This window comes from Sphingobacterium sp. E70 (genome assembly GCF_019285695.1).
Classification (GTDB): domain Bacteria; phylum Bacteroidota; class Bacteroidia; order Sphingobacteriales; family Sphingobacteriaceae; genus Sphingobacterium; species Sphingobacterium detergens.
This window is the reverse complement of the sequence record NZ_CP079104.1, coordinates 2,948,801-2,975,554: the sequence shown is the minus strand read 5'-3', so window position 1 is coordinate 2,975,554 and position 26,754 is coordinate 2,948,801. Positions and strand designations below refer to the sequence as shown.

At 40.5% G+C, this 26,754-nt stretch carries 26 protein-coding genes and 13 pseudogenes; 2 read left to right on the top strand and 37 right to left on the bottom strand.

Annotation, left to right across the window (positions count from 1 at the left end; all coding sequences use genetic code 11):
* Positions 1–5: 5 nt before the first annotated feature.
* From KUH03_RS48890 to KUH03_RS21085, 11 genes and pseudogenes are all read right to left on the bottom strand, one after another.
* Positions 6–65, bottom strand: a pseudogene (locus KUH03_RS48890) (hypothetical protein); the annotation flags it as partial.
* On the bottom strand, positions 62–274 hold the full coding sequence (locus KUH03_RS21130; RefSeq protein ID WP_257096313.1) for a hypothetical protein: 213 nt from the start codon (positions 272–274) through the stop codon (positions 62–64). The gene KUH03_RS21130 and the pseudogene KUH03_RS48890, both read right to left, overlap by 4 nt.
* 123 nt (positions 275–397) lie before the next feature.
* On the bottom strand, positions 398–775 hold the full coding sequence (locus KUH03_RS21125; RefSeq protein WP_257096311.1) for a hypothetical protein: 378 nt from the start codon (positions 773–775) through the stop codon (positions 398–400).
* Positions 776–845: 70 nt separating this feature from the next.
* Positions 846–1,295 carry a sugar-binding domain-containing protein gene (locus tag KUH03_RS21120; protein ID WP_257096309.1) on the bottom strand — a complete coding sequence of 150 codons (450 nt, stop codon included), beginning with the start codon at positions 1,293–1,295 and terminating at the stop codon, positions 846–848.
* A 16-nt stretch (positions 1,296–1,311) separates the two neighbouring features.
* Positions 1,312–1,509: a hypothetical protein gene (locus KUH03_RS21115; protein ID WP_257096307.1), complete on the bottom strand. Its 198-nt coding sequence runs from the start codon at positions 1,507–1,509 to the stop codon at positions 1,312–1,314.
* A gap of 151 nt (positions 1,510–1,660) precedes the next feature.
* Positions 1,661–1,843: a hypothetical protein gene (locus tag KUH03_RS21110; protein WP_257096305.1), complete on the bottom strand. Its 183-nt coding sequence runs from the start codon at positions 1,841–1,843 to the stop codon at positions 1,661–1,663.
* A gap of 5 nt (positions 1,844–1,848) precedes the next feature.
* Positions 1,849–2,682 carry a tetratricopeptide repeat protein gene (locus KUH03_RS21105; RefSeq protein WP_257096304.1) on the bottom strand — a complete coding sequence of 278 codons (834 nt, stop codon included), beginning with the start codon at positions 2,680–2,682 and terminating at the stop codon, positions 1,849–1,851.
* 196 nt (positions 2,683–2,878) lie between these two features.
* Positions 2,879–3,382, bottom strand: coding sequence for a tetratricopeptide repeat protein (locus KUH03_RS21100; RefSeq protein ID WP_257096302.1), 504 nt, complete (start codon positions 3,380–3,382; stop codon positions 2,879–2,881).
* Positions 3,383–3,407: 25 nt separating this feature from the next.
* A complete protein-coding gene (locus KUH03_RS21095) occupies positions 3,408–4,601 on the bottom strand; it encodes a DUF5107 domain-containing protein (RefSeq protein ID WP_257096300.1) in 1,194 nt (397 codons plus the stop codon).
* Between the two features lie 132 nt (positions 4,602–4,733).
* Positions 4,734–5,291, bottom strand: coding sequence for an MFS transporter (locus KUH03_RS21090; protein WP_257096299.1), 558 nt, complete (start codon positions 5,289–5,291; stop codon positions 4,734–4,736).
* Positions 5,288–6,121 (bottom strand): MFS transporter, encoded by an 834-nt coding sequence (locus KUH03_RS21085; RefSeq protein ID WP_257096298.1) that lies wholly within the window; start codon positions 6,119–6,121, stop codon positions 5,288–5,290. Before KUH03_RS21085 ends, KUH03_RS21090 begins: the two co-directional genes overlap by 4 nt.
* A 126-nt stretch (positions 6,122–6,247) precedes the next feature.
* Between KUH03_RS21085 and KUH03_RS21080 the strand changes: the two genes are divergently transcribed.
* A complete protein-coding gene (locus tag KUH03_RS21080) occupies positions 6,248–6,622 on the top strand; it encodes a hypothetical protein (protein ID WP_257096297.1) in 375 nt (124 codons plus the stop codon).
* An 89-nt stretch (positions 6,623–6,711) separates the two neighbouring features.
* Complete coding sequence (locus KUH03_RS21075) at positions 6,712–7,152, top strand: AraC family transcriptional regulator (protein WP_257096296.1); 441 nt, start codon at positions 6,712–6,714, stop codon at positions 7,150–7,152.
* Positions 7,153–7,254: 102 nt separating this feature from the next.
* Here the strand turns inward: KUH03_RS21075 and KUH03_RS21070 are convergent.
* The 26 genes and pseudogenes from KUH03_RS21070 to KUH03_RS20945 all read right to left on the bottom strand — a co-directional run bounded on the left by KUH03_RS21070 (position 7,255) and on the right by KUH03_RS20945 (position 26,447).
* Positions 7,255–7,982, bottom strand: a pseudogene (locus KUH03_RS21070) (enoyl-CoA hydratase/isomerase family protein).
* A gap of 144 nt (positions 7,983–8,126) precedes the next feature.
* A complete protein-coding gene (locus tag KUH03_RS21065; RefSeq protein WP_257096294.1) occupies positions 8,127–9,335 on the bottom strand; it encodes a hypothetical protein in 1,209 nt (402 codons plus the stop codon).
* Positions 9,241–9,696, bottom strand: coding sequence for a hypothetical protein (locus tag KUH03_RS21060; protein ID WP_257096292.1), 456 nt, complete (start codon positions 9,694–9,696; stop codon positions 9,241–9,243). The genes KUH03_RS21065 and KUH03_RS21060 overlap by 95 nt, the downstream gene beginning before the upstream one ends.
* 53 nt (positions 9,697–9,749) lie before the next feature.
* A complete protein-coding gene (locus KUH03_RS21055) occupies positions 9,750–10,007 on the bottom strand; it encodes a hypothetical protein (RefSeq protein ID WP_257096290.1) in 258 nt (85 codons plus the stop codon).
* A gap of 196 nt (positions 10,008–10,203) precedes the next feature.
* A complete protein-coding gene (locus KUH03_RS21050) occupies positions 10,204–10,596 on the bottom strand; it encodes a carboxypeptidase-like regulatory domain-containing protein (RefSeq protein ID WP_257096288.1) in 393 nt (130 codons plus the stop codon).
* Between the two features lie 125 nt (positions 10,597–10,721).
* Positions 10,722–11,780: an NADH-quinone oxidoreductase subunit N gene (locus KUH03_RS21045; protein WP_306429679.1), complete on the bottom strand. Its 1,059-nt coding sequence runs from the start codon at positions 11,778–11,780 to the stop codon at positions 10,722–10,724.
* A 23-nt stretch (positions 11,781–11,803) separates the two neighbouring features.
* Positions 11,804–12,097, bottom strand: coding sequence for a hypothetical protein (locus KUH03_RS46355; RefSeq protein WP_306429678.1), 294 nt, complete (start codon positions 12,095–12,097; stop codon positions 11,804–11,806).
* Between the two features lie 122 nt (positions 12,098–12,219).
* Positions 12,220–12,951: pseudogene (locus KUH03_RS21040) on the bottom strand (NuoM family protein).
* Positions 12,914–13,552, bottom strand: a complete 639-nt coding sequence (locus tag KUH03_RS21035; RefSeq protein ID WP_257096287.1) for a proton-conducting transporter membrane subunit — start codon at positions 13,550–13,552, stop codon at positions 12,914–12,916. Before KUH03_RS21035 ends, KUH03_RS21040 begins: the two are co-directional and overlap by 38 nt.
* Before the next feature lie 15 nt (positions 13,553–13,567).
* A pseudogene (nuoL, locus tag KUH03_RS48885) lies at positions 13,568–15,490 on the bottom strand (NADH-quinone oxidoreductase subunit L).
* Between the two features lie 19 nt (positions 15,491–15,509).
* Positions 15,510–15,838 (bottom strand): annotated as a pseudogene (gene nuoK, locus KUH03_RS21020) (NADH-quinone oxidoreductase subunit NuoK).
* A pseudogene (locus KUH03_RS21015) lies at positions 15,838–16,332 on the bottom strand (NADH-quinone oxidoreductase subunit J). Before KUH03_RS21015 ends, nuoK begins: the two co-directional pseudogenes overlap by 1 nt.
* 11 nt (positions 16,333–16,343) lie before the next feature.
* Positions 16,344–16,852 (bottom strand): annotated as a pseudogene (locus KUH03_RS21010) (NADH-quinone oxidoreductase subunit I).
* A gap of 11 nt (positions 16,853–16,863) precedes the next feature.
* A pseudogene (gene nuoH / locus KUH03_RS21005) lies at positions 16,864–17,906 on the bottom strand (NADH-quinone oxidoreductase subunit NuoH).
* A 9-nt stretch (positions 17,907–17,915) separates the two neighbouring features.
* Positions 17,916–18,933 (bottom strand): annotated as a pseudogene (locus KUH03_RS21000) (2Fe-2S iron-sulfur cluster-binding protein).
* 30 nt (positions 18,934–18,963) lie between these two features.
* Positions 18,964–20,317: pseudogene (gene nuoF, locus KUH03_RS20995) on the bottom strand (NADH-quinone oxidoreductase subunit NuoF).
* Position 20,318: 1 nt separating this feature from the next.
* A pseudogene (gene nuoE / locus KUH03_RS20990) lies at positions 20,319–20,839 on the bottom strand (NADH-quinone oxidoreductase subunit NuoE).
* Positions 20,832–22,067: an NADH-quinone oxidoreductase subunit D gene (locus KUH03_RS20985; protein WP_257097179.1), complete on the bottom strand. Its 1,236-nt coding sequence runs from the start codon at positions 22,065–22,067 to the stop codon at positions 20,832–20,834. Before KUH03_RS20985 ends, nuoE begins: the two are co-directional and overlap by 8 nt.
* A gap of 111 nt (positions 22,068–22,178) precedes the next feature.
* Positions 22,179–22,454, bottom strand: a pseudogene (locus tag KUH03_RS20980) (NADH-quinone oxidoreductase subunit C); the annotation flags it as partial.
* Between the two features lie 119 nt (positions 22,455–22,573).
* Complete coding sequence (locus tag KUH03_RS20975; protein WP_077437314.1) at positions 22,574–23,125, bottom strand: NADH-quinone oxidoreductase subunit B; 552 nt, start codon at positions 23,123–23,125, stop codon at positions 22,574–22,576.
* A gap of 61 nt (positions 23,126–23,186) precedes the next feature.
* Positions 23,187–23,560: pseudogene (locus tag KUH03_RS20970) on the bottom strand (NADH-quinone oxidoreductase subunit A).
* A 118-nt stretch (positions 23,561–23,678) separates the two neighbouring features.
* Complete coding sequence (locus KUH03_RS20965; RefSeq protein WP_257096282.1) at positions 23,679–24,266, bottom strand: hypothetical protein; 588 nt, start codon at positions 24,264–24,266, stop codon at positions 23,679–23,681.
* 73 nt (positions 24,267–24,339) lie between these two features.
* Positions 24,340–25,149, bottom strand: a complete 810-nt coding sequence (locus tag KUH03_RS20960) for a hypothetical protein (RefSeq protein ID WP_257096281.1) — start codon at positions 25,147–25,149, stop codon at positions 24,340–24,342.
* Entirely contained in the window at positions 25,131–25,484 is a 354-nt protein-coding gene (locus tag KUH03_RS20955; protein ID WP_257096280.1) for a M48 family metallopeptidase, read from the bottom strand. Before KUH03_RS20955 ends, KUH03_RS20960 begins: the two co-directional genes overlap by 19 nt.
* Positions 25,485–25,509: 25 nt before the next feature.
* Positions 25,510–26,040 carry a PstS family phosphate ABC transporter substrate-binding protein gene (locus tag KUH03_RS20950; protein WP_257096279.1) on the bottom strand — a complete coding sequence of 177 codons (531 nt, stop codon included), beginning with the start codon at positions 26,038–26,040 and terminating at the stop codon, positions 25,510–25,512.
* A 35-nt stretch (positions 26,041–26,075) separates the two neighbouring features.
* Positions 26,076–26,447 carry a substrate-binding domain-containing protein gene (locus tag KUH03_RS20945; RefSeq protein ID WP_257096277.1) on the bottom strand — a complete coding sequence of 124 codons (372 nt, stop codon included), beginning with the start codon at positions 26,445–26,447 and terminating at the stop codon, positions 26,076–26,078.
* Between the last annotated feature and the right edge of the window lie 307 nt (positions 26,448–26,754).

Below are 26,754 nucleotides of genomic sequence, written 5' to 3'. Positions count from 1 at the left end.
CCACTCAGCTCATTTCCCATACTCCAAAAGCAAAACGATGGATGATTGCCATATTGCCTGATCATCTTATCGGCTTCCTCATATAAAAACGTAGCACTGCATCATCCTTACCAGCATTATTTTCCCAGATAGGCAATTCGACCTGAAGATAGAACCCCATTTCATCAGCTACAGCAAAAGCAGCTTCCGGAGGGCACCAAGAATGGAACCGTAAATGATTGAGTCCCCATTCCTTTGCAGTCAAAAAGACCTTCTTCCATCCTGCTTTGTCCATTGGGGATGCCCTGTCAACGGAAAAATACTGCATTCCAATGTCCCCGAAGAAACAGAGGCAGCCCATTGATTTTCATGACCGTTCCCTCCCTTGACAATTCACGCATACCAAATGATGTACTCATCACATTGACTCCCTCACCCGATTGGCACACCACTTCGACATCATAGAGATTTGGTGAAAATTCGCCCATGACCGGATTTTCGCGCCCAGATCATAGCTTAATTGTATGGTGGAATCACCTGGGGCTAATAAAACCTCCTTTTCTATTGTCGGAAGATACTTGCTATCACCCTTAAATTTGGCTCTTACCCGGAGTGTACTACCAGTATTTCCTTGTGTTTTATTCGAAAGAACTACCCGCAGGTCTACACGTTTTGCTGTCAAAATCGGAAAAGTACTTACTTGCTTGATATGAACTCGATCCATTGCTTCAATGTACATCGAACCGATCATTCCGTTCCACATAATCTGGGTATGATCCGTATAGGCATGCGCCATATCATCGACACTGATCGCCAGCTTCTTGCGGTTATCAATTCGGATAGTCAGACGGTGCTTTTTCCAACCTTTAAAAAGAACTTAAATCAAATTCATGTGAACCTACCAGACTGCGCTGTTTTTGCGGAATTTCTACACCGTCAACCCAGACATTGGACTCCCATATAATCCGCTCCAGCTTCAGGATCATTTCTTTACCCGCCCAGCCTTTTGGAATAAATAGCTCCTTGCTGTACCAAGCCGCCCCCACATACCGGTGTTTCCTTGTCAGATGTGAAAGTTGGGGTTTTGTAAGCGCCGGGGTTAAGCTATTCGCAGCTCCCAGTCCTGCATCGTCAGTTGTCCCAGGTAATTTAATGGGTGTTGTGAAAGACCTATTAGTCCAACCGTTCTTCACACCCATATCCTCTGGATCAAGTTGTACACTCCATTGTCCGGCAAGATTGAGCTGATGCCCTCCAACTGCCAAAACACAGTAGCTCTGTAGAAGAGCAAGCAATAAAATGAGATAACGATGCATGTCTGAATTTAATTATTTAGGTGACTTCCGCTATAAAAGAGCGTAGTATTGATAAACAACCCTGATGATTGGGCTCTAATTGCCTCACCTGTGCAAGATATTTCTTAGCCAGATCGGAATCTCCTTTACCTAAGTAACCCAAGCCCATTACATAAAAACAATGAATCCTATTTTTATGGTCAAGATCATCCTCCCAGATATCCATATCAGGCAATGAAACTGCAAAATAATCGATTTTAAAAGGTTTGTCTAGATAAGTTTTACCATGATCAATTAGACTTTGGAAACATTGTTCAGCTTTTTCTTCTTGTTTAAGCTCAAGCCATGCCAGCCCTTGGAAAAAGATCTTGTCTGGTTGTGGATCATTATAAAAAGAGCCTGTTGGGGTTCCTGAGCCCCTGTGTAGCTTTGATGAGATAGGCTGTTGCCTCCTCCTCATTACCCAACGAACCGTATGCAACACCTTTGTAATAATAAATATCGTTCTCCTCCATTGTAATCAGTTTGCCCTCACCAAGATTATGCGGATAGCTGTCAATAGCTGTCAACAAGGCTAAGGCTCCTTTGGATCATTGGCTTTTAATCTTTCTTTTGCCAGTTCCAGATGACAGATTGTATATTGACGGGACACCTTCCCTTCCCCACCTTCCCAAGGTTTAAACTGTCGGGAAGCCAGCAATTGTCGAGCCTCTTGGTACCGTCCCAGAAGATTGAAAAGTGTAATCCGTTCCAAGAAAAGATCATCTCGACTAACGACAAGATCTGCATAGCGATCCAATAGCATCAATCTTTCCGCGTAATTGTATCCTTGTTTCTTATAGAGCTGGTGGAGTTCCATCAGCAACCGCGCATCTGTCTCATCCAATGCAAATGCTTTTTCAAGCAAAGCAACAGCCTCCTCTTTTCGTCCCATTCGATTATAATAGGCCAGAGCCAGATTCCGGAAAACGGTAGGGAATTGTTGATCCAATTGTATTGCTTGCTCCCAACAGTCTACCGCATCTTGATGTTGTCTCTTGCCGTACCATAGATTCCCCAGGTAGTAATATGCTTTTGCATCGTCATTATTGTGCAGGATTGCATCCTGAAGTATAACGATCTCTTCCAACCGATTTGGGAAGCAATAAGTCGGGTCCATAATACGAGCTTTGTCATAATAGGCTTTTGCTTGATTATTTTGTCCGATACAGGCGTTAAAATAACCCAGTGCATAATATATCATTGGATATACCATTTGCGGATCATCGATTGTTTTTTCCAATAACTGGATGGCTTCTTCATACAGACCAGCTTGAACAAAATCCAATGCATATTCCACCACACTCTGTACATTGACTTTACATAAGTCTAGAATAGGCAATAATATAGTCTCGTCCTTTGTCAGCAAGTACCATTCAAATTGACAGCCTATATTGAATGGATCTATTTCAGAGAATCTTTAATGTAACTCAACGCTTCGTCTACCCGCCCCAGTTTTCTTAAAATCGAAGTTTTTAATTGCCGGGCTTTATGATGTTTCCAATTTCGGTTTATTGAACGTTCTATTTTTTCCAGAGCAACGTCCCACTGTCCACGCGTTGCATCTATCTGTGCAAGCCCAAAATAACCTGCATCCTGCCAGGCAGCATTCCAGGTTGCCTTGTAAAAAGCGACATAGGCAACTTCCAGTTCCCGGATAATTGTAAAGCTAAGCCTAGATTATAATAGGCCTCGCCATCGTAAGGATTTGGATTACGTTCGGTAAGTCGCGTAATTGCGGTACGGAAGTAAGGGATGGATTCGGCGATCTTTCCATTTCTCAATAAAAGAGCACCCATTGCATTGTTACATCGTGCATCATGCGGATCCCGTCGCAATGCCTCAAGATAGTAATCCACAGGGTTATAGGTTGCGTGCCGATATTGTTCAAGGTGTTGTCCTGTTAGGAACAATTCCTCCACAGATTGAATGTCCTCTGGTATTGACGCAGCTTGAGCCGGTTCTGGAATATCTGTAATATCTTTTTGTTTTTCCAATTGATAATGCAACATTTCATTTTGATCACTATCATAAACCGATAGAATCAAATCAAATGGATCACTCTGCAAACCAGAAACAGTTTGTTTATAAATATCACGGGGAACAATGGATCTTTTCTTCGAGATATATTCTCCGTTGCTTATCCCTCAGAACAATATTAAGTCCTTCAAATGCAGCTGTTGCATATAGAATAATGTCGGCACGCTGCTGATGGACCTCCATATTGAGGACAAGCTCTTTCGTTGCATTCTTCACATGACCAACAGCCGCATAGGGCATAAAATATTGTGACCATGATTTCACCTCATAAGGCTGTAACCAAGCAAAATCGGGCTGATTGTCGGTGTAAACACCTGCCATTAATTCGATATAAGGACCATTTTCGTCCGTCAGATTCCGGTCCCAAGCTAAACCGAAATCCCCGTTACCCCATGTCCATTGCTTCTTTCCCGGAGAAATGTGGTGATCCGCAACGTGCAACATACCCGCATTGGTGTCTCCTGCCTCGTAACCTCCCACAAAATTATATTTTGATTGGATGGCCATATAGGATGTCGGAACAGGAATATTCTTATATTGTGCTATATCAACTCCAGCTGAATAATCGTATTTATAATAGGTTCCTGTCGCGATCGGAAATGTTGAAACTTCTCTTTTGCCATGATCAAAAACTGCATTTACATCAGGTGGAAAAACAGAGTAATAGTCATCATTGACGACAACAGCTGGATTGGCCCACCAGAGGAAAGTTTGCGGTAAGGCCGTGCGGTTATAGACCTGCACCTTTATTTCAATAAAGGCTTTGTCGGGATAAAGTGTAAATCCCTGCATGGCCTTCATGCGAAACATGCGTTCGATTTCATTGCACCATACGGTCACACTGCCATCTGCATTATGCTCAACTAAATATTCTGTTGGCATAAAGGTCGTCGGACGGTGATGCTGAGGCCAGTTGAACTCGATTCCACCCGAAATCCAAGGGCCTGTAAGCCCTACCAGAGCCGGCTTTATCACCTCATTATAATAAACAAAATGCCGTTCTCTGACTTTATCATAGGCCATGTGGATCCTTCCGCCGAGTTCAGGCAGAATCATCACTTTGATATATTCATTTTCAATAAATAGTGCCTGATAGATCTTATCCTGTTTCTCATCACTAATTTTTTCAATAATGGGATAAGGATATACCACACCCGAGCTACCTTGGTATACACGTTTTTCAGCAAAAATCGGATTTTTTCCATCGTACCAACCTCGTAGGTTGGTATCGCCACAGGTTCCTCCCAAACTTTTACTATGCCGCACTGATCGACTGTAGATTTAATCAGGTAACGTGTCAATTCTGTCATGTTCTAAAGAGCTATTAGGTTATATACTGTAAGTTGATTTAATTATAAAATGGATTCCCATATGCAAAAATCAGGGTGTTATGGCTTCATCAGACCATTCCTGTTCAATTTCCTCGAGACTTTTACCTTTGGTCTCTTTCAATTGCCCCCACAAAAAGACGTAGCCAATCAAGCAGACTATTCCATAGAGCCAAAATGTGCCCGCCGCTCCCAAGCTTTGATTCAATATCGGAAAGGTATAGGTAAGTACGAAACATGCTATCCATAATAGCGAGGTAGCTATAGCCATCGCTTGAGCTCTAACTGCCGTAGGGAAAATTTCAGCAATGATAACCCAGGTCACCGGCGCTAATGTCATCGCATAAACCGCAATTCCAGCTAATACCAGAAGAAGTACAAAGATGCCGCTGCAATTAAAATAGTAGCAAGCACCTAAAGCCGCATAAATACCAAAAAGTCCCGCAGCACCAAACAACATTAATGCGCGACGCCCGACCCTATCGACCATATACATTCCTACGACGGTAAAGATGACATTGATCACACCGGTTATAATAATATTGAAGAGCATCCCCGAAACCGTGTATCCTGCAGCTGTAAAAATCTCTTGCGCATAGTTAAAGATCACATTGATGCCACACCATTGTTGAAAGACTGCGATAAAACTTCCGAGCAGCAACAACTGCAATAATTTCCCCTAAATAGATTTCTTTTCTTTAGTTTATTATGGTTTTTATTGGCAGCGTCAATGGTGGCCATGTTTTCGTTAGCATAATAATCACCACCCATCCGCAAAAAGATACGTCTGGCCTCTTCATGTTTTCCTTTGTTGTATAGCCATCTTGGACTTTCCGGGATCAGGAAAAGCAGTAATAAAAAAATAACTGCTGGAATCGCTCCTGCCCAAAACATCCACCGCCAGCCCTGCTGTCCATTCCATGTTGTCGCGATAATCTCGTCAGGTAACACAGGTTTTGCAATTAGCCAATTGACAATTTGCGCAGCGAGTATTCCCAATACGATCGTCAGTTGGTTGATCGAAACAAATTTTCCACGACTCTCCGCAGGTGCTATCTCGGCAATATACATTGGTGCCAAATTGGAAGCTACGCCTATACCTATTCCGCCGAGCACCCGATAGATAATAAAGATGTTAAGGTCAGCAGCCATACCCGTCCCCACCGAAGAAATAATAAATAGAATTGCGGCGGTATAGATCAATGGTTTTCTTCCATAACGATCTGCCAAGCCTCCTGAAAGTAATACGCCGATAAAACTGCCTACAATCGCTGACGACATCGCCCAACCTTGAAGTGCTGGGTCAGATTCCAAATGAAAATATGCCTCATAGAAAGGCTTCGCCCCTCCAATAACAACCCAATCGTAGCCAAAAAGAAACCCACCAATAGCGGCCACAAAAGTGATTAACAGCAAATACGTCGTCGCGGTCTTTTGCATAAGAATTTACATATTTAGATTTATTGACGTAAAATTACAGGAATACTGCGTGAGAATCATGTAAGTGAGCACGATAAACATGTAAAATATTATTATTTTTACAGCATATACCAAATTTCCTAACTTATGATTCGAGATACGGATGTAATTGCAGAAGGATTTAAAGGAGAGAAGGCTATTGTGCTTCCCTATTCCGTGTGCAACTATCAAGCACTGAATAATATCACTTCAAAATTGCACATCACACATATCGGCTACTATCCGACAGCAAAAAAGCATTACCGCGATCGACAGGAAGGCTGTACAGAATATATTTTGATCTATTGTGAGAAAGGACGCGGTTGGATCAAACAGGATGAAATGCTATATAATCTTTCTAGGAACGACCTTTATATCATTCCAAAAATACAACACATTCCTATGGATCCAAAGCCAATGATCCCTGGAGTATTTATTGGATCCACTTTCAGGGCACGGAGGCTTCCCTTTTTGAGAACATAATCGGGCAGATCATTCATATCAATGATACTGACTCAAACAAACATACTGATCGTTTTCAGCTGTTCGAAAGTATTTACAAAAATTTGGAAATGGGGTATAGTCCGGAAAATTTAGAATACACGAGCTTCTGCCTTCAATATTTTTTGGCATCTATCAAATATTCAGCGCAATACGAGGAGAGTAATCGAATTAAACATGATAATATCATTCAGGATATCATCATGTTTATGAAGGACAATCTGGAGAGCAACATTAGTTTAGATGAAATTTCAGCTCATTTCAATTATTCAAAATCCCACTTGATTAACCTCTTCAAGCAAAAAACATCCTATCCTCCCATGGTATACTACAATCAGTTACGCATGCAAAGGGCCTGCTCCTATTTACAATTTACGCTACTGAAAATTAAAGAGATCGCTTTCAAATTGAATTTCTATGATCCATTTCATTTTTCCAAAGCTTTTACCAAAGAAATGAAGATGTCCCCCAAGATTACCGGAAAAAGTATCAGAAATAGTGTTGATTTCTGATAGCCCCATTTAGCATGGGTCTATTTCAGATAGGTTCCTATCTATAGTCTACCTTAGGTGAAAGAAGATCAGCCTAACAATTTATAGCGTTGCTACGTCGCGTTACCCCACAGGTAGGGCTACTTTTACAGAGGAAATTTGGGGATCTTTTTTCAAGAAAAGCGGAAACTCCTTCTTTGAAGTCGTCTGTGCCGAACAAATGACCAAATGCATCCATCTCCACCTTACTACCATCCCGTTTTTTATCTCCGGCGGCATTGATAGCATCAATGGCATTGGCAACCGCAACACGTGACCGTGTAAATATTTTTGAAGGATTTCTTCTGCTCTAGCGATTAGCTTTTCTTGCGGGACCACTTCGTTAACCATGCCCATTTCATAAGCTTTTTGCGCATCAATCATATCGCCGATCAGGATCATCTGCATCGCTCGTCCCTTTCCTATTAACGCGGGCAGGCGCTGTGTACCTCCGTAACCCGGTATTAATCCCAGTGAAACCTCCGGAAGTCCCATTTTTGCATTTTCAGAAGCGATACGTATATGACAGGCTAATGCCATCTCAAGTCCGCCCCTAACGCATAACCATTGATAGCGGCTATAACAGGTTTCGGAGCTGCCTCGATAAGATCTGTAAATATAATATGGCCGCGCTCGCTCAACCAACGGGCCTGAACGACAGACAGGTCGGTAAACTCTTTGATATCTGCACCGGCCACGAAAGCTTTGTGTCCAGCTCCTGTCAAAATAATACCACGCACATGATTATCCGCATTAAAGTGCCTAAAAATCTCCTGTAACTCATCGAGTGTCTCCTGATTCAGGGCATTCATTTGAGGTTCGCGATCGATTATAATATAGCCAATGCTATCTTTAACCTCATATTTTAAGTTCGAATATTGGATCATAAAGCTAAAAATTAAAATGTATGGATGCGGTGAAGGTATCTGAAGGAACCCCATCTCCACCTTTGTAGCTCAATCTTTTTTATACTCTAATCTAAGCAATTTAAATATATTATCCACGCCTACCAAACCTTCAACATAGGGTCTATCGCGGTCTGCTTTAGTTTGAATGATACCATCTTTATCCGCCTCAAACTGAATATTTTCAGGGGTAACAAAAGGATTATTCACGTCGCTTAATTTTCCATAGAAAGCCTTAAAGCCAGTAACTTCACGCCATTTCAGTCTTTTAAACAAAGGGATTCTATTGAAGAAAAAACCGTTCCAATTGTGATAATAGGTCAATTTTAAAAACTGATCCGATGCAAATTCCGAAGTGGCCATCAAATCAAAATTTACCAAAGGCCCAGATTTATCTCTAGTGACTTCGGGAAGCTCTAATAGGGTATATGGCAAATGTTTCTTAGATCCTTCCACCTGAAAACTGAAGATCGGCCTGACCTGCCGGAGATAGAAATAATCTTTTGAACACACTAAATCGCAAAGCATCATAACTATAATCTGCCCCCAAAAGCCTTTTAAACCCTTGTTATATTGAAGAGTAAAAATTGGATATTTGTTTTCTACCGTTCCACGATCCAGATTATGATAAGTAAAATCTTCATTTGGAGCCCAGCGCAAAATGACTTGTAGATCGTTGGTATTTACGCGACGGATAGTGTCTGGATTAGGTAAACTATTCACATAAAATAAATCGCCCCTAGGCTGTCTACGGGTATGTGTAAATGCAGTTCCAATACTAACATGGTTACCGAATTCGATCAGATGATCAAGGCGATAGATATCATTGAATTGCCACTTATTCGGTCTGTTCTTTCCAAAGGACCTGAAAAATCCGTCCCCTTTTAGGAAGCCTAAATTGCGCCCCGGCTCCATGACATCGTGCTGGACGGTAAAGCGCAGGTAGTTCGCGGGGAATTGAACAATACGTTCGCCATTTAATGTAAATGCTGTACTCAGATAATACTTTATTTCCTTGTCTTTATCTCCATAGGCGGTATAACCCTCTATAAATGCTTTCTCGGAAAATAAACGCGTTGTCCGACCACTCAATCGAATACGATTGCCTTCATAGTTATTCCGACTATAGAGATACTCTAATGGTCCGAACTCAACCTTCCCTGCATTATAATATCCCTTGGCCAATAGATAGCCTAATGCTACTAACTGATTGAAAGAACGCATGTTTTGAACGGAGTCGACTTTCTGATAGGCTCCCAATTCTGCCTTGCTTAGTGGTGTAGGTCTGACTTGAACTATTGGGACTTTTGTTGCAGACTGCAGCAGGTACCTTTTTTTCAACAGGGACACCAACAAAATTCTCATTTGAGATTGAATCTGTCCGATGCCCCAGATATTGCGTTTCGCGCCGGCCATATAAAACGTCGGATTTACTTCCTCCAATCAACATTTTCAAATCGGTATGTACCGGAAGCATACTACCATTTTTAAATTCGCTGTACCCCAGATCAATCTGTACATCATTAATCCAGTTGATATTTGCAGTCTTTCCAATATTCAGTGTCGCCTGATGAACAGCATAACGTGTATCATCTGATATCAAAAGTACACCGTAGAACAATAAATCAATCTTTGACTTACCCTCAAAATGAAGTTCGATATAGTCTTTACCAGCTATTTGAATGGTATCCTGTATACGATATTTGTAAAGGCTGTTGCGCCGCTGGCTATTGGACTCAATATACCCTTATTCGTAACCTGTATGGTATTGTCATAGAGATCGACATCTCGAAGTATTGTTTGAAAACGGGTCTGCCAATTGTCGTTATTAAAAAAACGGGGATTTAGTTCGGTTTGATTATGGCTGATAACGATCTTCTTGCTTCGGTTAGGATCATATGAAGAATAAACATTCGCATAATTTTCCTCCAAATAGAATGGTGCTATTGTTACCCCCTAAATACAGCTGAATCTATATTCTCAAAAAGAAACCGAAACGGCTTTGGAAATTTCTTGGCTTTATCTTCAGGGTTTACAAAGCCAAATTGCGTCTTCTCATATTCGTCAAAACGAATTTCAGGGATACGACTATAATGATTTTGTGAGCGATGGGCAATTACCTGCTCTATTAAAGCAATCGCAGGATCTTTCGGCTTCTTATTTTTCTATTAATAACAACCATATCCAAGGTATTATCTTTCGCCGTTAACCGGACAGTCATCAAAGAATCACGCCCACGACGGACATCAACTGTCCTTCGTTCATAAGCCACAGCCCCAAATACCAATTGCTTGTATTGTTTTTTATCCAGAATCTTAAAATAACCAAGCGTATCGCTGACGCCACCGCCATCCTCCCCAACCCAGTTGATGGAGACGCGACTAATCCCCTTTCCTGTCTGTGCGTCAACAACCTTTCCACGGATAAATTCTTGTGCAATTGCTTCTCCTCCCATCAGTAGGAACAGCAACACACTCAAAAAGCTTATTGAAAAATATTTAACACACACTTTAAACACCATCTGCAAACTGATAGGATTTCTTTTTTACAATATACAATTTGTATTCAAGAGTTATATCAATAAATATAAAAAAGCATAGCGAAATCGCTATGCTTTATTAAACAACAAGTATTTTAACAGAAACTTTATATTAATTTTAAAAGACAGTCCGGATATACTCCGATAAGAATTGTCAATCCCACTGCAAGTAGTAGAACAAATGAATAATTCCACTGCACATTTACACAGGATTCTTCACTATCTCGAAAGTACATTGCAACCACCACTTTCAAATAATAGTAAACTGCGATAGCAGCATTAATCACGGCCAAAATCAGCAATACAATGTGGTAATCCTCCATAACCGAAGAGAACATCATAAACTTACCAATAAATCCGGCGGTTAAAGGAATACCTGCTAGTGAAAGCATAGCCACTGTCATAGCAAATGCTAACATTGGATTTCGTTTTCCTAGTCCATTGAACGCCTCAAAATGTTCGGATCCCGTTGTCTTCTTTACAAGGATCAGCCCTGTAAATGCTACAATTGTTGCGAGTGAATAGGCCAGCCCATAAGCAAAGATACTGTTTGCTGAACTCGCTCCGACGGCGATAATTGCAAACAACATATAACCCGCATGAGAGATACTGGAATAAGCCAACATACGCTTGAAAGAAGATTGCATGACAGCCGAAATATTTCCGATAAACAATGTGATAATCGCTATAATCAAGAATACAGGCTCCCAAAAATCTTGTAAAGGAAGTAGACTGTAACTAAATAAGCGTAATAAACCTGCAAAAGAAGCCACTTTGACCACAGTACTCATATAACTTGTTATCAAAATAGGCGCTCCATCATACACATCTGGCGTCCAAAAGTGAAATGGTGCTGCCCCAACTTTGAATGTCAGGCCAACGATAAGCAATAGGATACCACCATAAAATAAGGGTGAGATCGCATGTGGATTATTCACAACATAGGCTTTTATCTCATCCAAATCGAATGAACCTGTGGCTCCATATAATAACGCAATACCAAACAATAAAAATCCGGTCGAAAATGCGCCCATTAAAAAGTATTTCAGTGCAGCCTCATTTGACGCTTTATCCCGTTTACGGATACCGACTAAAATATAAAGCGCCACGGACATGATTTCTATACCCAAAAAGAGCATGGAGAAATTATGATAGCTATTTACCAAAACAGCCCCGGTCAAAGAAAATATCAGTAATGAATAATACTCTGCAACCTGTCCCCTTCATCAAAATACCCTTTTGAAATAATAAATATGCACAAAGTAACGACGATACATAAGACCGAAAAAGCAATCGCGTAATGATCGAAATGAACCATCCCACTGAAAAGAGGTCCCTTGTCAGCTGTCCAATCGTTCAATAGAAAACCAATCGCTACCAAGAATCCAAGGATGGAAACCGGCAAAAGCAAGGCTTTCGCTTTGAACAAGCCAAGATAAAGAACAACTAATGCTAATATTGAAAGTGTAATTATAGCTCCCATACAAATTGATATATCTATTTATCTGCCTAAAAATGTGCTTAAAACTTCCACTGAACCCGCAGAAAGATTCAATAGGAAATTCGGGAATATACCGATATAAAGAATCAAGAAGGAGATCAAACTCAATACAACGAGTTCTCCCCTTTTACATCTTCAAACTGCATCGTCTTGTCCGTTGCTTCTCCCAACATTGTCTGCTGATAAAGGCGCAGCGTATATACAGCCCCTAATATCAGCGTTAGTCCGCCGAAAACCGCAAACCAGAATCCATATTGAAATACACCTTTCAATAACAGAAACTCACCAATAAAACCGTTCGTTAGGGGCAGTCCAACTGCTCCCATACAGATAATCATAAAAAGATCGCTAATTTCGGAGCCTTGCTCGCGATTCCGCCAAGTTCTGAAAGACTGCGTGTTTGTGTACGTTGCTGCACGATATCCAGTACATAAAAAGTCCAATGACCGAAATACCGTGATTTAACATTTGTATCGTTGCACCGCTTACACCATTTGTATTCCAAGTGAAGACCCCCGCACTGATCAATCCAACGTGCGCAATAGAGGAGTACGCGATCAATCGTTTAGCATCGTCCTGTTTAATAGCGATGATAGAGGCATAAACAATTCCAATGACACATAAGATCATGGCAAATTGCCCATACAAAGCTACGCCCGTAGGAACCACAGGCAATAACCAACGCATTAAACCATATACCCCATTTTCAACATAATACCAGCTAACAACATCGTTCCGGCCGCCGGGGCATTTGTATATGTATTCGGCTGCCAAGTGTGAAACGGAAAGATGGGAATCTTAATCGCAAAGGCGATAAAAATGCCCAGAATAACCAACGTTGTGTGTTATCCCCAGCTCCAAAGCGATAAAAGAAGTCCATTCAAAATCGTGGTTTGGTACCTGTTGATAGAGATAAAGAATTCCAATCAACATCAAAAGGCTTCCCAAAAAAGTATAAATGAAAAACTTTAGATTAACCTGAATACGGTCACCTTCGCCCCATAGTGCGCAGATAAAATAAATTGGAATCAAAGCGATTTCCCAACCCACATAGAATGTAAAAGCATCCAATGCCATAAACACAAGCAGTAATCCAGCTTGCATAAAAGCCATCAATGCATAAAAATTGCCCTTATAGTCTTTAGAAAAAGTCGTCGCAATAATGAAAGGCATCAATCCATTGGTCAATAGTATCAGCGGCAAGCTAATCCCGTCTACCCCAAGATGAAAATGAATATGCAAGGCAGAAATCCACTCCCAATTTTTTTCGAATTGCATTCCGCCATTTGGATCAAATTGACAAAGGAATGGGATAGTCAATGCGAGCGATACGATTGATAAAATCAATGCTATTGACTTGGCAGCATTGGTCTTTAATAAAGCTAAAATCAATGCGCTGATTAACGGCAATAAAATAAGTAAGAAAAGGTTATCCATCGATTATACTAAATATTAAAGACTCAAAAATCCATAAACGAAAATAGCAATCACTCCAATTACCATCATCAATAAATAAAACCCAACATTTCCATTTTGAAGCAAGCGAAGTACTTTTCCGGTATCAAATGTTGCTTTACCAGCTCCATTAACAATACCATCAATACCCCGTTGATCCACGACCTGACCAAAGAAAGTCGATAGCCAGTTGATCGGGCGTACAACGACTGCATCATAAAGTTCATCCACATAAAATTTATGGTAGGAAAGATTTGCCAGAAAGCCCCGTGGAGCTTCATCTCCAGCAGGTATCTGCTGACGCTTCACATAAACGTTGTAAGCAAGGCCAACCATAATTAATACACCGACTATAGAAACAGCCATTAACATATATTCGGTGCTATGCTCCAAATGATGTGCCGCAGGAATCAATGCTTTCCCCTCAGCAAATACCGGTGCAAGAAAATTCTCCAACCAATGGTTTCCACCTAGCGCCGCAGGCAAATTAATTGCTCCACCAACAGCAGAAAGCACGGCTAATACCATTAAAGGAATTGTCATGCTTTTTGGTGATTCATGCAGGTGATGTTTTTGCTCGTCAGTACCTCTAAATGAGCCGGAAAATGTCATGAATAACATTCTGAACATATAGAAAGCTGTCATTAACGCTCCCAAAAATCCGAGCCCCATAAGAGCGGGTTGGCAGCAAATGCATTGGCCAATATTTCATCTTTAGAGAAAAATCCGGAAAACGGAGGGATACCTGCAATTGCTATTGTTCCAATTAGCATGGTGATATAAGTAATCGGCATCGCTTTCCTTAATCCACCCATTTTTCGCATATCTTGCTCATCACTCATACCATGAATAACTGATCCTGCACCAAGAAATAATAAGGCTTTGAAGAATGCATGAGTCAATACGTGAAAAAATGCACCCGTAAATGCTCCCACGCCTAGACCGAGAAACATATAACCTAGTTGTGAAACTGTAGAATAAGCCAGTACTTTCTTAATATCATTTTGCGTTATTGCAATTGCAGCAGCCAACAAAGCAGTACAAATCGCTATAATGGAAATCAGCTGTAATGTAATCGGTGAGAGTACAAACAATACATTGGATCGAGCGATCATATAGATCCCCGCTGTAACCATAGTCGCTGCGTGTATCAAGGCCGATACGGGTGTAGGACCAGCCATGGCATCTGGCAACCAAGTAAATAGTGGAATTTGTGCGGATTTACCTGTTGCAGCGATAAATAGCAGTATGGTGATACTCACCACAGCGATGTCACCAACAGCAAAATTCTTTGCCCCTGCAAATACCGTAGAAAATTCAAGTGACCCGAAAGTTCCCAGGATCAAAAATACCGCCAACAAGAATCCTAAATCACCAATTCTATTCATCACAAATGCCTTTTTCGCAGCATTTGCATAGGAAGTGTTTTTATACCAAAATCCGATGAGTAGGTAAGAACAAAGTCCGACACCTTCCCAACCAATAAACATGACTAGATAATTAGAGCCCAACACCAAGAGCAGCATGAAAAAGATAAATAGATTCAAATAGGCGAAAAACTTACCGAATCCGTTATCATGATGCATATACCCAATAGAATAAATATGGATCAAAAAGCCGATACCTGTCACAATCAACAACATAATCGCACTCAATGGATCCACTAAAAAGGAAAGACTTATTTTTAGATGCCCCACTGAGATCCAGTCAAATAGATGTTGTTCGATAACTCCTGCTTGTCCAGCCTGTCTTGATTGATATACTTCAGAAAAAAAGGATACAACTGCAGATAAAAGAAATAAAAACCACGGCACTGCCCAAAGTACCAATCATACCTTTGGAAAATGCATTTCTGCCCAATCCATTTACTATAAACCCGATCAAGGGCAAAAGGGGAATCAACCAAATTAATTCACTCATCGTATTTATTTCTTAAGTTCTACCAACGAAGTTTATTTAAGGAATCGATATCCACAGACTTCGTATTCCGATATACCATAATAATAATAGCCAGACCGACGGCTACTTCCGCGGCTGCAAGTGCCATAATAAAGAAGACAAACACCTGTCCTGATGAATCGCCATGCTGCACCGAAAAAGCTGCTAATAGCAGGTTGACGGCGTTAAGCATCAATTCGATGGACATCATAATAATAATTACATTACGACGGATCAATACGCCGATCACACCAATAGCAAAAATAATAGTGCAAAAATCAAATAATGATTTATCGGTACGCCTTGCAACTGTTGAACAACTGTTTCCATTAGATTTGTTTAGGTTCTTTCTTAGCTAATAAAATCGCTCCTATCATGGCTGTCAATAATAATAAAGAGGACAACTCAAAAGGAAGCAAAAATTCGTTAAACAATACCTTGCCCAGATTTTTCACCAATCCAATTTCAGGATTAACGACAGTCAAGGGGTTGGAGATCTCAAACACACGATATACTCCAAAAAGGTCACCAAAAGACAACAACCGGCAATTACCCCATAAATTTAACCAGATTGGATTTCATCGGTTCGGTATCCTTATTTAAATTGAGCAACATGAGCACAAATAAAAAGAGTACCATGATCGCCCCCATATAGACAATAAAATTGACCACAGCCAAAAACTGGGCATTCAATAAAATGTAATGCACTGTAAATGTGAAAAAGTAATGACCAGGTACAAAACACTATGTACAGGGTTCTTTGTAAAGATGGTCATCAGCGCAAAGAAAATAGACAAGAAGGCTACTAAATAAAATACTGTCATAATTTCTTGAATTAGCTCTTTAATTTGGTAATATCAAAGGTCGGCTCGACCAACTTATCCTTCCCATATATAAAATCCTTACGTAGGTAATCTGCTGTGACATGTGGACCATCCAAATAAATAGCTTCTTTTGGACAGGCTTCTTCACAAAGACCGCAGAAAATACAACGCAACATATTAATTTCATAAACTGATGCGTACTTTTCTTCGCGATAAAGGTGTTCTTCACCTTTTTACGCTCGGCAGCAGTCATAGTAATGGCCTCCGCAGGACATGACAACGCACATAATCCACATGCGGTACAGCGCTCACGTCCCTCCTCATCTCGCTTCAGCGAATGTTGCCCTCTAAAATTCTTCGAATAAGGTCTTATTTCCTCAGGATACTTGACAGTAGGGATTTTCTTGAAAAAATGTCTCAATGTAATCCGTAACCCTCTAACAATTGCCGGAAAATAGATTCTTTCCGAAAAGGTCATTGGTTTTTGTTCGATTACTTTCTTACGATTGCTTAGTTGCATAAAAATCCTTTTTATGATGAGAAATAAGTATCTTTTATCAATGTAAATACACCTGTAAGTACAATATTGGCAATAGCCAACGGAATCAGCATCTTCCAGCCCAGATTCATCAATTGATCATAACGGAACCGTGGTAATGTCCAGCGGACCCACATAAAGAAAAAGATAAATCCAAATATTTTAAGGAAGAATACGATGACACCAATAATTGTGATCCAATTTGCTGACAGCCCTAGGTCATTCATAAAAGGGAAATTATACCCTCCAAAGTAAAGAGATGCCATCAATGCCGAAGAAACAAACATATTAATGTATTCAGAGAACATATAGAGCCCCAATTTCATGGAAGAATACTCTGTATGATAACCGCCAACCAATTCAGTCTCACATTCTGGTAAATCAAAGGGAACACGGTTACACTCCGCAAATGCACAAACCATGAAAATAATAAATCCAAGTGGTTGTGCCCAGATATTCCAATTGACGAAACCAGATTGTTGGGCTACAATCTCTTTAAGGGAGAGACTTTGTGTCACCATCAATAACGCGATAATGGAAAGGCCCATAGCTATCTCATAGCTAATACTTTGTGATGCCGCACGAATTGCTCCCATTAAAGAAAATTTATTATTGGATGCCCATCCGCCCAACATGATACCATATACCCCTAAAGCGATCACACCAAACATGTACAATATACCGACATTGACATCTGCAACCTGTAGAGAGACCACACGATCTCCAATCTGCAATTCCTGCCCCCAAGGGATAACAGCCGAACTGATACAGGCGGTAATGATTGCGATGGTCGGTCCGACAATAAAAAGCACCTTATGTGCACCCGCAGGGATAATCTCCTCCTTAAAAAGAACTTTCCTCCATCACATAATGGTTGCAAGATCCCAAATATACCAGCCCGATCTGGACCATATCGATCCTGCATAAAACCTGCTATTTTACGTTCCGCTAGCGTTGAATACATCGCAATCACCAAGGTAATCACGAAGATCACAGACACCAATATTAATTTTTCTATAACAAAAGACCACTCCATGATTCCTGTTTATTTCAATTTTTCTGTTCTAGCCAACTGTTCGCGATTTTGCTGTTGAAGTATAGGATTTTCCTTCACGACTTTTGGCGGGTTAAATAGTTCATAATGATTGGCCGAGATAACAGATTGCGGATCAATTTCCGTCGGTTCATCCAGGATCCAATCACTTGTTTTTTTCTGATCAAAGCGACAGGTATTACAGATAAATTCTTCTACCTCACCAAATTCATCTTTCCGTGCAGTTACACGGATAACTTCTTCCCCTTATACCATAAAGTCACTTTACCAGAACATGTCGGACAGTCACGATGCGCATCTACCGGTTTTGTAAACCAGACCCGATTTTTGAAACGGAACGTTTTATCTGTAAGTGCTCCAACTGGACATACATCAATAACATTTCCAGAAAAATCATTGTCAATGATATTTTCGATATAAGTAGATATTTCAGAGTGATCCCCACGGCCCAAAATACCATGCACGCGTTGATCTGTCAATTGGTTAGCCACATAAACACAACGATAGCATAGGATACAGCGATTCATGTGCAATTGGATTTTGTCACCTAGATCAATTTGTTCAAACGTTCTTCGATCAAATTCATATCTTGTATCAGCGCTGCCATGTTCATACCCTAGATCTTGTAATTTACATTCCCCGGCCTGGTCGCATATCGGACAATCCAGTGGATGGTTGATCAAAAGGATCTCAACAACACCCTTTCTCGCCTCTACTACTTCTGGTGAAGTGATATTTTGACCTCCATGCCATCCATAACAGTAGTCCGGCAGGATGCCACTAATTTTGGCATTGGCCGAGGATCCTTCTCAGACCCTTTCGAAACCTTCACTAAACAAGTCCGACACTTTCCGCCACTCCCTTCCAATTTTGAGTAATAGCACATTGCTGGCGGAACGATGTCGCCACCAATTTGCCTTGCTGCATTCAATATGGTTGTCCCCGGTGATACCTCCACTGGTATACCATCGATTGTGACCTTAAACTTTACATCTTCCGCTTCTGCCATGATATTTATAATTTATCGTTACAGCTTTTATTATGATACAATTGGTTGCAATGGATCTGCGTAATGTGCCAATCCATAATTTCTTGTTTGTGATTCTTCAGGATGTAGTATATGCCATTCAAACTCATCCCGGAAGTGCCTGATAGCCGCTGCTACTGGCCAAGCGGCAGCATCGCCCAATGGACAGATTGTATTTCCCTCGATCTTGCGCTGTACATCCCAAAGCAAGTCAATATCGGACATCGATCCATGCCCACTTTCAATTTTATGTAACACTTTTTCCATCCATCCGGTTCCCTCACGACATGGCGAACATTGCCCACAACTTTCATGATGATAGAACCGAGCAAAATTCCAAGTGTTGCGGACCACGCATTGATCCTCATCAAATACGATAAAACCACCCGAGCCAAGCATGGTTCCCGTTTGAAAGCCCCATCAGACAACGACTCATAAGTCATCAAGCGACTGTTTCCAGCAGCTGTTTTGAGGATAAGGTTTGCTGGAAGAATCGGTACGGATGAACCTCCAGCCACAACAGCTTTCATCCGTTTTCCGTTAGCTATACCGCCACAGTATTCGTCCGAATAAATAAATTCTTCTACAGGTAGTCCTAATTCAATTTCATATACCCCAGGTTTAACGATATTACCACTGGCCGAAATCAATTTAGTTCCTGTACTACGCTCGACACCGATTTTTGCATACTCATCCCCACCCAAATTAATAATGGGAACGGTTGCCGCAATAGACTCCACATTATTCACGACTGTAGGACAGTTATATAATCCTGCTATAGCTGGGAAAGGTGGTTTAATACGTGGATTTCCGCGCTTTCCTTCCAAAGATTCCAACAAAGCGGTCTCTTCCCCACAGATATATGCACCACCACCTGGTTGGACATAAATCTCCAGATCATAGCCTGAACCCAATATATTTTTACCTAAAAATCCTTTCTCCTTTGCTTCAGCAATAGCACGTTCCAAGATCCTGATCTGTGGCATCATTTCCCCTCTCACATAGATATATGAAGTATGTGCACCCAACGCAAAACTGGCAACAATCATCCCTTCAATCAACGCATGTGGGATATAAGTCATTAAATAGCGATCCTTAAATGTCCCCGGTTCAGACTCATCAGCATTACAAACCAAATAACGTGGTACCCCTTCCGGCTTGGCCAAAAAGACCATTTCATTCCCGTAGGGAATCCCGCGCCACCTCTTCCACGTAATCCAGATTTTTTCACTTCCTCGACCACATCCTCAGGAGACATCGTTTTTATTGCCTTCTCAACAGCAGCGTACCCTCCTTTTTGACGATACACTTCAAAGGTATTAATGCCAGGAACATCGATATGTGTCAGCAAAAGTTTACGTGCCATATTATTCCGTTTTAGCTTTTAAATTATCAATCAATTCATCCACCTTGTCTTCATTCAAATTCTCATAGAATGTATACTCAGGACCAATTTGTAGCACCGGACCAAAACCACAGGCGGCCAAACATTCAACACCACGCCAGGAGAAAAGCCCATCTGCTGTAACCTGTCCCTCTTTTACCCCAAGTTTCTGTTCCAAATGTGTATAATTCGTTCCGCCCCAACTAAGCAACAAGGCCCAGTACGACAGATCTCTAGAACATACTTACCTTTAGGCTCCAACAAAAACATGGTATAGAAAGTTGCAACCTCATAAACCTCTATCGGTAAAATATGGAGATAAACCGCTACCTGATCCATTGCATCGGCGCTAACCCAACCAAATTCTGCTTGGACCAAATGCAAAATAGGCAATAGACCAGATTTTTGCTTCCCTTCCGGATAACGGCTCACGACCTCTCCAAACTTGGCCAATAGTTCTGGGGAAAACGTTACATTTTCATTATGTTGTTTTACACTAAGCATCTAATTCTCCTGCTATAACGTTAAGACTACTCATATTTAAAATTGCATCTGATATTAGCATTCCCGCACTCATCGGTGCAAACATCTGATAATTGACGAAAGAAGGTCGTCTAAAATGAAGACGGTAAGGTGAACGGCCACCATCATGAATCAAATAAAATCCCAATTCGCCATTTGCTCCCTCTACGGAATGATACACTTCAGCTTTAGGTGTATCAACTTCACCCATAACGATTTTAAAGTGATATATAAGTGCTTCCATATTGGTATAAACCTGCTCCTTTGGGGGCAAATAAAAATCGGGCACTTCCGCATGAAACACACCTTTAGGCTCCTTTTCGATTTTTTCCAAAGCTTGCTCAATGATGCGGAGCGATTGCCACATTTCCTCATTTCTGACCATAAATCGATCATATACATCTCCCGTTGCTCCAACAGGCACATCAAAATCAAACTCCTCATACGAACAGTAGGGATTTTGTACCCGAACATCATAATCTACACCTGTTGCTCTTAAAATAGGTCCAGACCAACCATAATCTAATGCCTCCTCTGGAGTAACAGCGGCAACACCTGAAGTTCGCTCGATAAAGATTCTGTTTCGCACAAACATCTCCTCAAATTCTTTCAATACGGGCGGATACCGTTTTATAAATTCACGAATTTTCTCAAAAGCAACTGCATTAAAATCGCGCTCAAATCCACCGATACGCCCAATATTTGTTGTCAGGCGTGCACCACAGATTTCTTCGAAGATCTCATAGATAAATTCGCGTTCTTGCATTACGTATAAGAATCCAGAAAAGGCTCCAGTATCAACACCCAAAATTCCATTACAAATGATATGATCAGCTATACGCGCAAGCTCCATCACAATGACACGCATATATTGTACACGCTTCGGGATTTCGATTTTTAACAGCTTTTCAACTGTCATATGCCAGCCCATATTATTGATAGGCGCCGAACAATAATTTAAGCGGTCCGTCAGCGGAGTGATCTGATAAAAAGGCCTATGTTCAGCAATTTTCTCAAAAGCACGATGAATATAGCCAATAGTGGAGACACCACTTACAATACGCTCCCCATCTATCTGCACTACATTCTGGAATACACCATGTGTAGCTGGGTGAGTCGGGCCAATATTCAGGGTGATTAGCTCATCCTGTGGATCGTTATCATCGAAAACGGGCTGATTAGGTGTTATCTTGCTTATAAACTCGCTCATATCATATAAATTAACGGCCGAAATACAAATCTTTTTATCTACTCGGTTTGGATCCTCCAAAGGATATTCTTTTCGCATTGGAAATACGTCCATATCGTCAACGTTTAGAATTCTTCTTAAATCTGGATGACCTATAAAGTTCACTCCAAAAAAATCAAATGTTTCACGTTCCATCCAATTTGCGCCCTTCCAAACAACTGTTGCCGTCGGAATTTCGGGATTTGGACCATACAAATACACTTTTACGCGTATACGGATATTGTGAATCAAACTATGAATATGATACACAACGGCAAATTCTTTCTCCAGATGAGGATAGTGTACAGCAGTAATATCAGTTAAATGAATAAACTGTAACTCCCTATCTGTCTTTAGAAAACTCAGCACATCGATTATATCATCCACATTTACAAGGATAGTTAGTAAATCATGCGCATCTGGAATTTCTACAATCTTGGCAGGAAAATTTCCTGGAGTTTCTCCAATAAAAAACTGTTCTCCATCCTCTACTTATTAGTATGTATACCGTATTTTTCTAATAGTGCTTTATACTCCGGTGTGTTTCGCCTATTTAACGATTCATTTTTGACAATATCCTGCAAACGCAATACACCATCCAAAATTGCTTCTGGACGCGGAGGGCAACCTGGCACATAAACGTCCACGGGAATCACCTCATCTATACCCTGCAATACAGAATAGGTATCGAAGATCCCGCCGCTGGAGGCACAGGCCCCTACAGCAATCACCCAACGCGGTTCGGCCATTTGCACATAGACCTGTCTCAAGACAGGAGCCATTTTCTTTGCAATAGTTCCCATGACCAATAACATATCCGCCTGACGCGGAGAAAAACTTGGTCGTTCTGCACCGAATCTAGCCAAATCGTAGGTAGAACCCATCGTAGCCATAAATTCAATACCACAACAGGATGTCGCAAAAGGCAAGGGCCACAATGAATTTGCACGCGCCAACCCGATCGCTTTATCCAAGCTTGTCGCAAAGAAACCTGCGCCTTCTACTCCCGGAGGAGCTTCTGCCAATTTTATATCACTCATGAAAAGACGATTTATAAGGTTTAAGTACAATCGGCCATTACAGCCAATGTTACAGGACAATTTAGTCCCAGTTTAATGCTTTTTCTTAATGACATAGATAAAGCCCAACAAGAGCATTCCCATGAAAATAAACATCTCGATCAAGCCTTGAAAGCCCATTTCCCTAAAGTTGACAGCCCATGGATACATGAAAATAACCTCAACATCAAAAATGACAAACAAGATTGCTACCAGAAAATATTTAATTGAAAAAGGTTGCCTAGCATTCCCTATGACTTCAACACCGGATTCAAATGCTCCAAGTTTATTTTCCGTCCTGACTTTCGGTCCGATAAGGTGTGTAATAATTATGGTACCTACTCCGAATCCTACTGCTACGATAAGCTGTATGAATATAGGGAAGTAGTCTATCGGCATACTATTGGCGTGCTCCATCTGAATCAAAATTTATATTGGTAACTGTCTTTAAATATAGAGATTCCAAGACTAAAATCAAAACAAAAAGGCGCAGATCGTACGATCTGCGCCTAATTTAGAATCATTTTACTTAAGCTTATTTGATAGCATCCAAATATGCTTTCGCTCCTTCATTCGTCGGATCGATTTCCAATACTTTCTGCAAATTTTGCTTCGCTTTTGGCATATCTTGCTTCATATAATGGAAAAGACCAATATAGGTATAGGCATCAACTAAATAGCTTTTGTTTTTTTCTTGCGTACCACGTTGGTTGATCGTATCAATCAATTTTTGGAACATTGGCACGAAATCACCTTTTGGACTTTCCAAATTATCAGCAGTTAATGCGGAGAAAGCTTTATAATAAAGGGCATTGACTAAATATTTATCTTGTGCTTCTTTATTATCTGTTGTCTCAATTACCGTTAAGAACCCAATCGCCTTATTCAATGTTGCAATTGCTTTATCTTTTTGTGCTTGATCAACAATTGCGCCTTCTTCATTTTTACTAGCCGCTTCCTCTTTAGATCCTATTTGGAAATAAGCCTCACCAGCATAGTAGTTAGCATCGTATAAGTAAGTTGGATTGTCTTTATATTGACCAACTAACTCAAATAGAGAAGCTGCAGTTTGTAATTCTTGCTCTTGGTATTTCGCAAATGCCAATTCAGCAACCTCACCCAACAACTCCTTATCACCATCAATTGCTTTTTGATATCCGCAATTCCTTTTTGGATATTAGCCGTATTTTCAGGAGTCAAAACAGGCGCAGCAACTGTCGCAGTGCTATCCGCACCAGCGGCTGGTGCTGCAGGTTTCGACTATTAGCAGCAATCTGAGCCATACCCAAATACATATAATCCAAAGGAATCACACGGTCTTTTTCCATCTTGCTGAACATTTGATTCAAATACTCCAGTGCTTTCGAATAATCCTTCGTTTTTTGGAAAGCGATATATCCCAAATAACGATAGATCTTAGGATCAACTGATGGATTCTTTGCTAATTCCTCTGAAACAGTCTTTAGTTCATCATATTGACGTGAATAAACCAAGAAATCCGCATAACGAATTTTTGCTTCCAATGTATTATCACCAGCTGCCTCCAAATATTTCTTATATTGAGCAACACCTTTCTTGTTTAACTCAAGGTATTTCTCATCCGTAGTTCCGGGCATTCTTGACCATTGGTAGTATGTTTCAGCTAACTCACGGTAAGTCGGTGCGTAAGCTGGAGTTTCGGCCGCAATAGCTTCCAATTGTGTTACAGCTTCGTCATAAGCTTGCGCTCCACGAACGATAATTGCCTGACCAACTTTCGCTTTAACCGAGTTTTGATCAATATCCATCGCATCACCATAGCTGGTATACGCCAATGAACCTTCTCTCAAGCCACGGTATGCATCACCTAAAGCTAAAGGAATCGCAATATCTTTTGTATTTTTCGCTTTCGCTTGTGTCAGATATTCTAGAGCTTTCGCATAATCTGGCTCCGGCGTTTCAATATATGCACGACCGATTTCCAATAATGGCTCATAATCTTTTTTACCTAATTTTGCTGTTGCCAAAGCAAACTTGGATTCAGCGCTAGCTTTATCTTTTTCAATAAGTCAACATAACCCAAACCTACATTGTTGATAGTGGCTTTTGGATCAGCAGTCAAACCTTGGTTGAAAATCGCAGCGGCAGAGTCCGCTCTGTCGTTTACCAAATAAACTTGACCCAAATAGAAATAATTATCTCCATTCTTAGGTTGCTTAGTCACTAATTGTTGAAGAATAGTTTTCGCTTTACCATAGTTTTCAGCCTCGATAGCTGCTCTAGCATCTTTCAAACTTTGCGCACTTACTGTGCCCACAGATCCAGCCAATAAAAGACTAAATAATAATTTACTGTTTGTCATAATCTATTTTTGTACTATTTATTATCTATTTAATATAACTCTCATCTCTAATAATGATCTCGCGCCCAGGCATTGTCACAGGGACTAACCCTGCTTTTAATACGATCCGTTGCCCGCGATCTCCTGTCAAAAACGCACTAAAGCCCAAGCCTAGTCCCATGTTCGGCTGGTAATTCATGATGTAAACCGGTCTGATGAACGGATACACTCCGTCGGCTATGGTTGACTGTGATGGCTTATAAAAATGTGCCTTGTCTGCCCCCGCACTAACATTTTCGATGCTCAATGTACGAATTTTATCCAATAATTGCGAATTTTTTTCAACCGCTTTCAAGTACCAATTATAACCGATAACTCCCACTGCATTAGCATTTTCACTAATATACTTCATCACATCCTCACTATCTCTCATTGCTGAAACAGCCTTCGGATCAATTTTATCTATTTTGAAGTAGTCCTTCAAAAAGCGTAAGGTACTTGAATTAGCATTGTCAAAAATCAATCGCTGACCTCCTAAATTACCCTCCAACAAAGACTTAACGTTATTTTGGGACATTATAGTATCAGTACTGTTACGATTATTAATTAGTACTACGGCATCGGAAGCCATCTGGAATATTTTAGGCTGAATCCCCGCTTCTTAAAATAGTCTTCTTCTTGGCTATTTAATTTCCTAGTTAATACAATCACATAGGCTGAGTCTGACAATAAAGCATTAACAGCTTTGATCTCTGGTCTCGCCATAATTTCAAGACTGGAATTCGGATAGGAACTTTCAAACACATCAGCAGATTCCTTAATGATCGGCAGTAATGTCTGATCAACCAACACGGGTAATTTACCGGTTAGAATATCCTCGCTCCCCTTATTACTTTTTGCTCGATCTTTGCAGGACAGCAACAGTCCAACACAAAGGCTAAACATCACAAGAATTACACTATATTTTCTCATACGATACATCATATAATAAGACAATTAAAATAAAAGAATAGTTTAATTTTTGAAGAGAGTTTAATGAAATTTAAAAAGACCGCTAGCAGCTAATTAAAATTGTTTTGCCAAAGTCGGACAAACCGCATAAAAGAATAAAGGATCAGCACGACACCGAAGACTGTTTTGTAAGCTGAATTAATTTCAATGGGAAAATTGTCCCAAAAAATAATCAGCAGGCCCAAAACAAAATAAAAACCAAACATAAATAGTCCTAAAATAGACAGAAACCGCTTTAAAGGCGATTTCTGTCTATAATTAGAATTATTATTCGAATTAA

Coding starts and splice junctions, on each gene's coding strand:
- KUH03_RS21130 (WP_257096313.1), bottom strand. CDS start 274: ATGGACAAAGCAGGATGGAAGAAGGTCTTTTTGACTGCAAAGGAATGG.
- KUH03_RS21125 (WP_257096311.1), bottom strand. CDS start 775: ATGGCGCATGCCTATACGGATCATACCCAGATTATGTGGAACGGAATG.
- KUH03_RS21120 (WP_257096309.1), bottom strand. CDS start 1,295: ATGCATCGTTATCTCATTTTATTGCTTGCTCTTCTACAGAGCTACTGT.
- KUH03_RS21085 (WP_257096298.1), bottom strand. CDS start 6,121: ATGCAAAAGACCGCGACGACGTATTTGCTGTTAATCACTTTTGTGGCC.
- KUH03_RS21080 (WP_257096297.1), top strand. CDS start 6,248: ATGATTCGAGATACGGATGTAATTGCAGAAGGATTTAAAGGAGAGAAG.
- KUH03_RS21075 (WP_257096296.1), top strand. CDS start 6,712: ATGGGGTATAGTCCGGAAAATTTAGAATACACGAGCTTCTGCCTTCAA.
- KUH03_RS21050 (WP_257096288.1), bottom strand. CDS start 10,596: ATGGTGTTTAAAGTGTGTGTTAAATATTTTTCAATAAGCTTTTTGAGT.
- KUH03_RS46355 (WP_306429678.1), bottom strand. CDS start 12,097: ATGGGAGCTATAATTACACTTTCAATATTAGCATTAGTTGTTCTTTAT.
- KUH03_RS21035 (WP_257096287.1), bottom strand. CDS start 13,552: ATGGATAACCTTTTCTTACTTATTTTATTGCCGTTAATCAGCGCATTG.
- KUH03_RS20985 (WP_257097179.1), bottom strand. CDS start 22,067: ATGAGCGAGTTTATAAGCAAGATAACACCTAATCAGCCCGTTTTCGAT.
- KUH03_RS20975 (WP_077437314.1), bottom strand. CDS start 23,125: ATGAGTGATATAAAATTGGCAGAAGCTCCTCCGGGAGTAGAAGGCGCA.
- KUH03_RS20955 (WP_257096280.1), bottom strand. CDS start 25,484: ATGACAAACAGTAAATTATTATTTAGTCTTTTATTGGCTGGATCTGTG.
- KUH03_RS20950 (WP_257096279.1), bottom strand. CDS start 26,040: ATGTCCCAAAATAACGTTAAGTCTTTGTTGGAGGGTAATTTAGGAGGT.
- KUH03_RS20945 (WP_257096277.1), bottom strand. CDS start 26,447: ATGATGTATCGTATGAGAAAATATAGTGTAATTCTTGTGATGTTTAGC.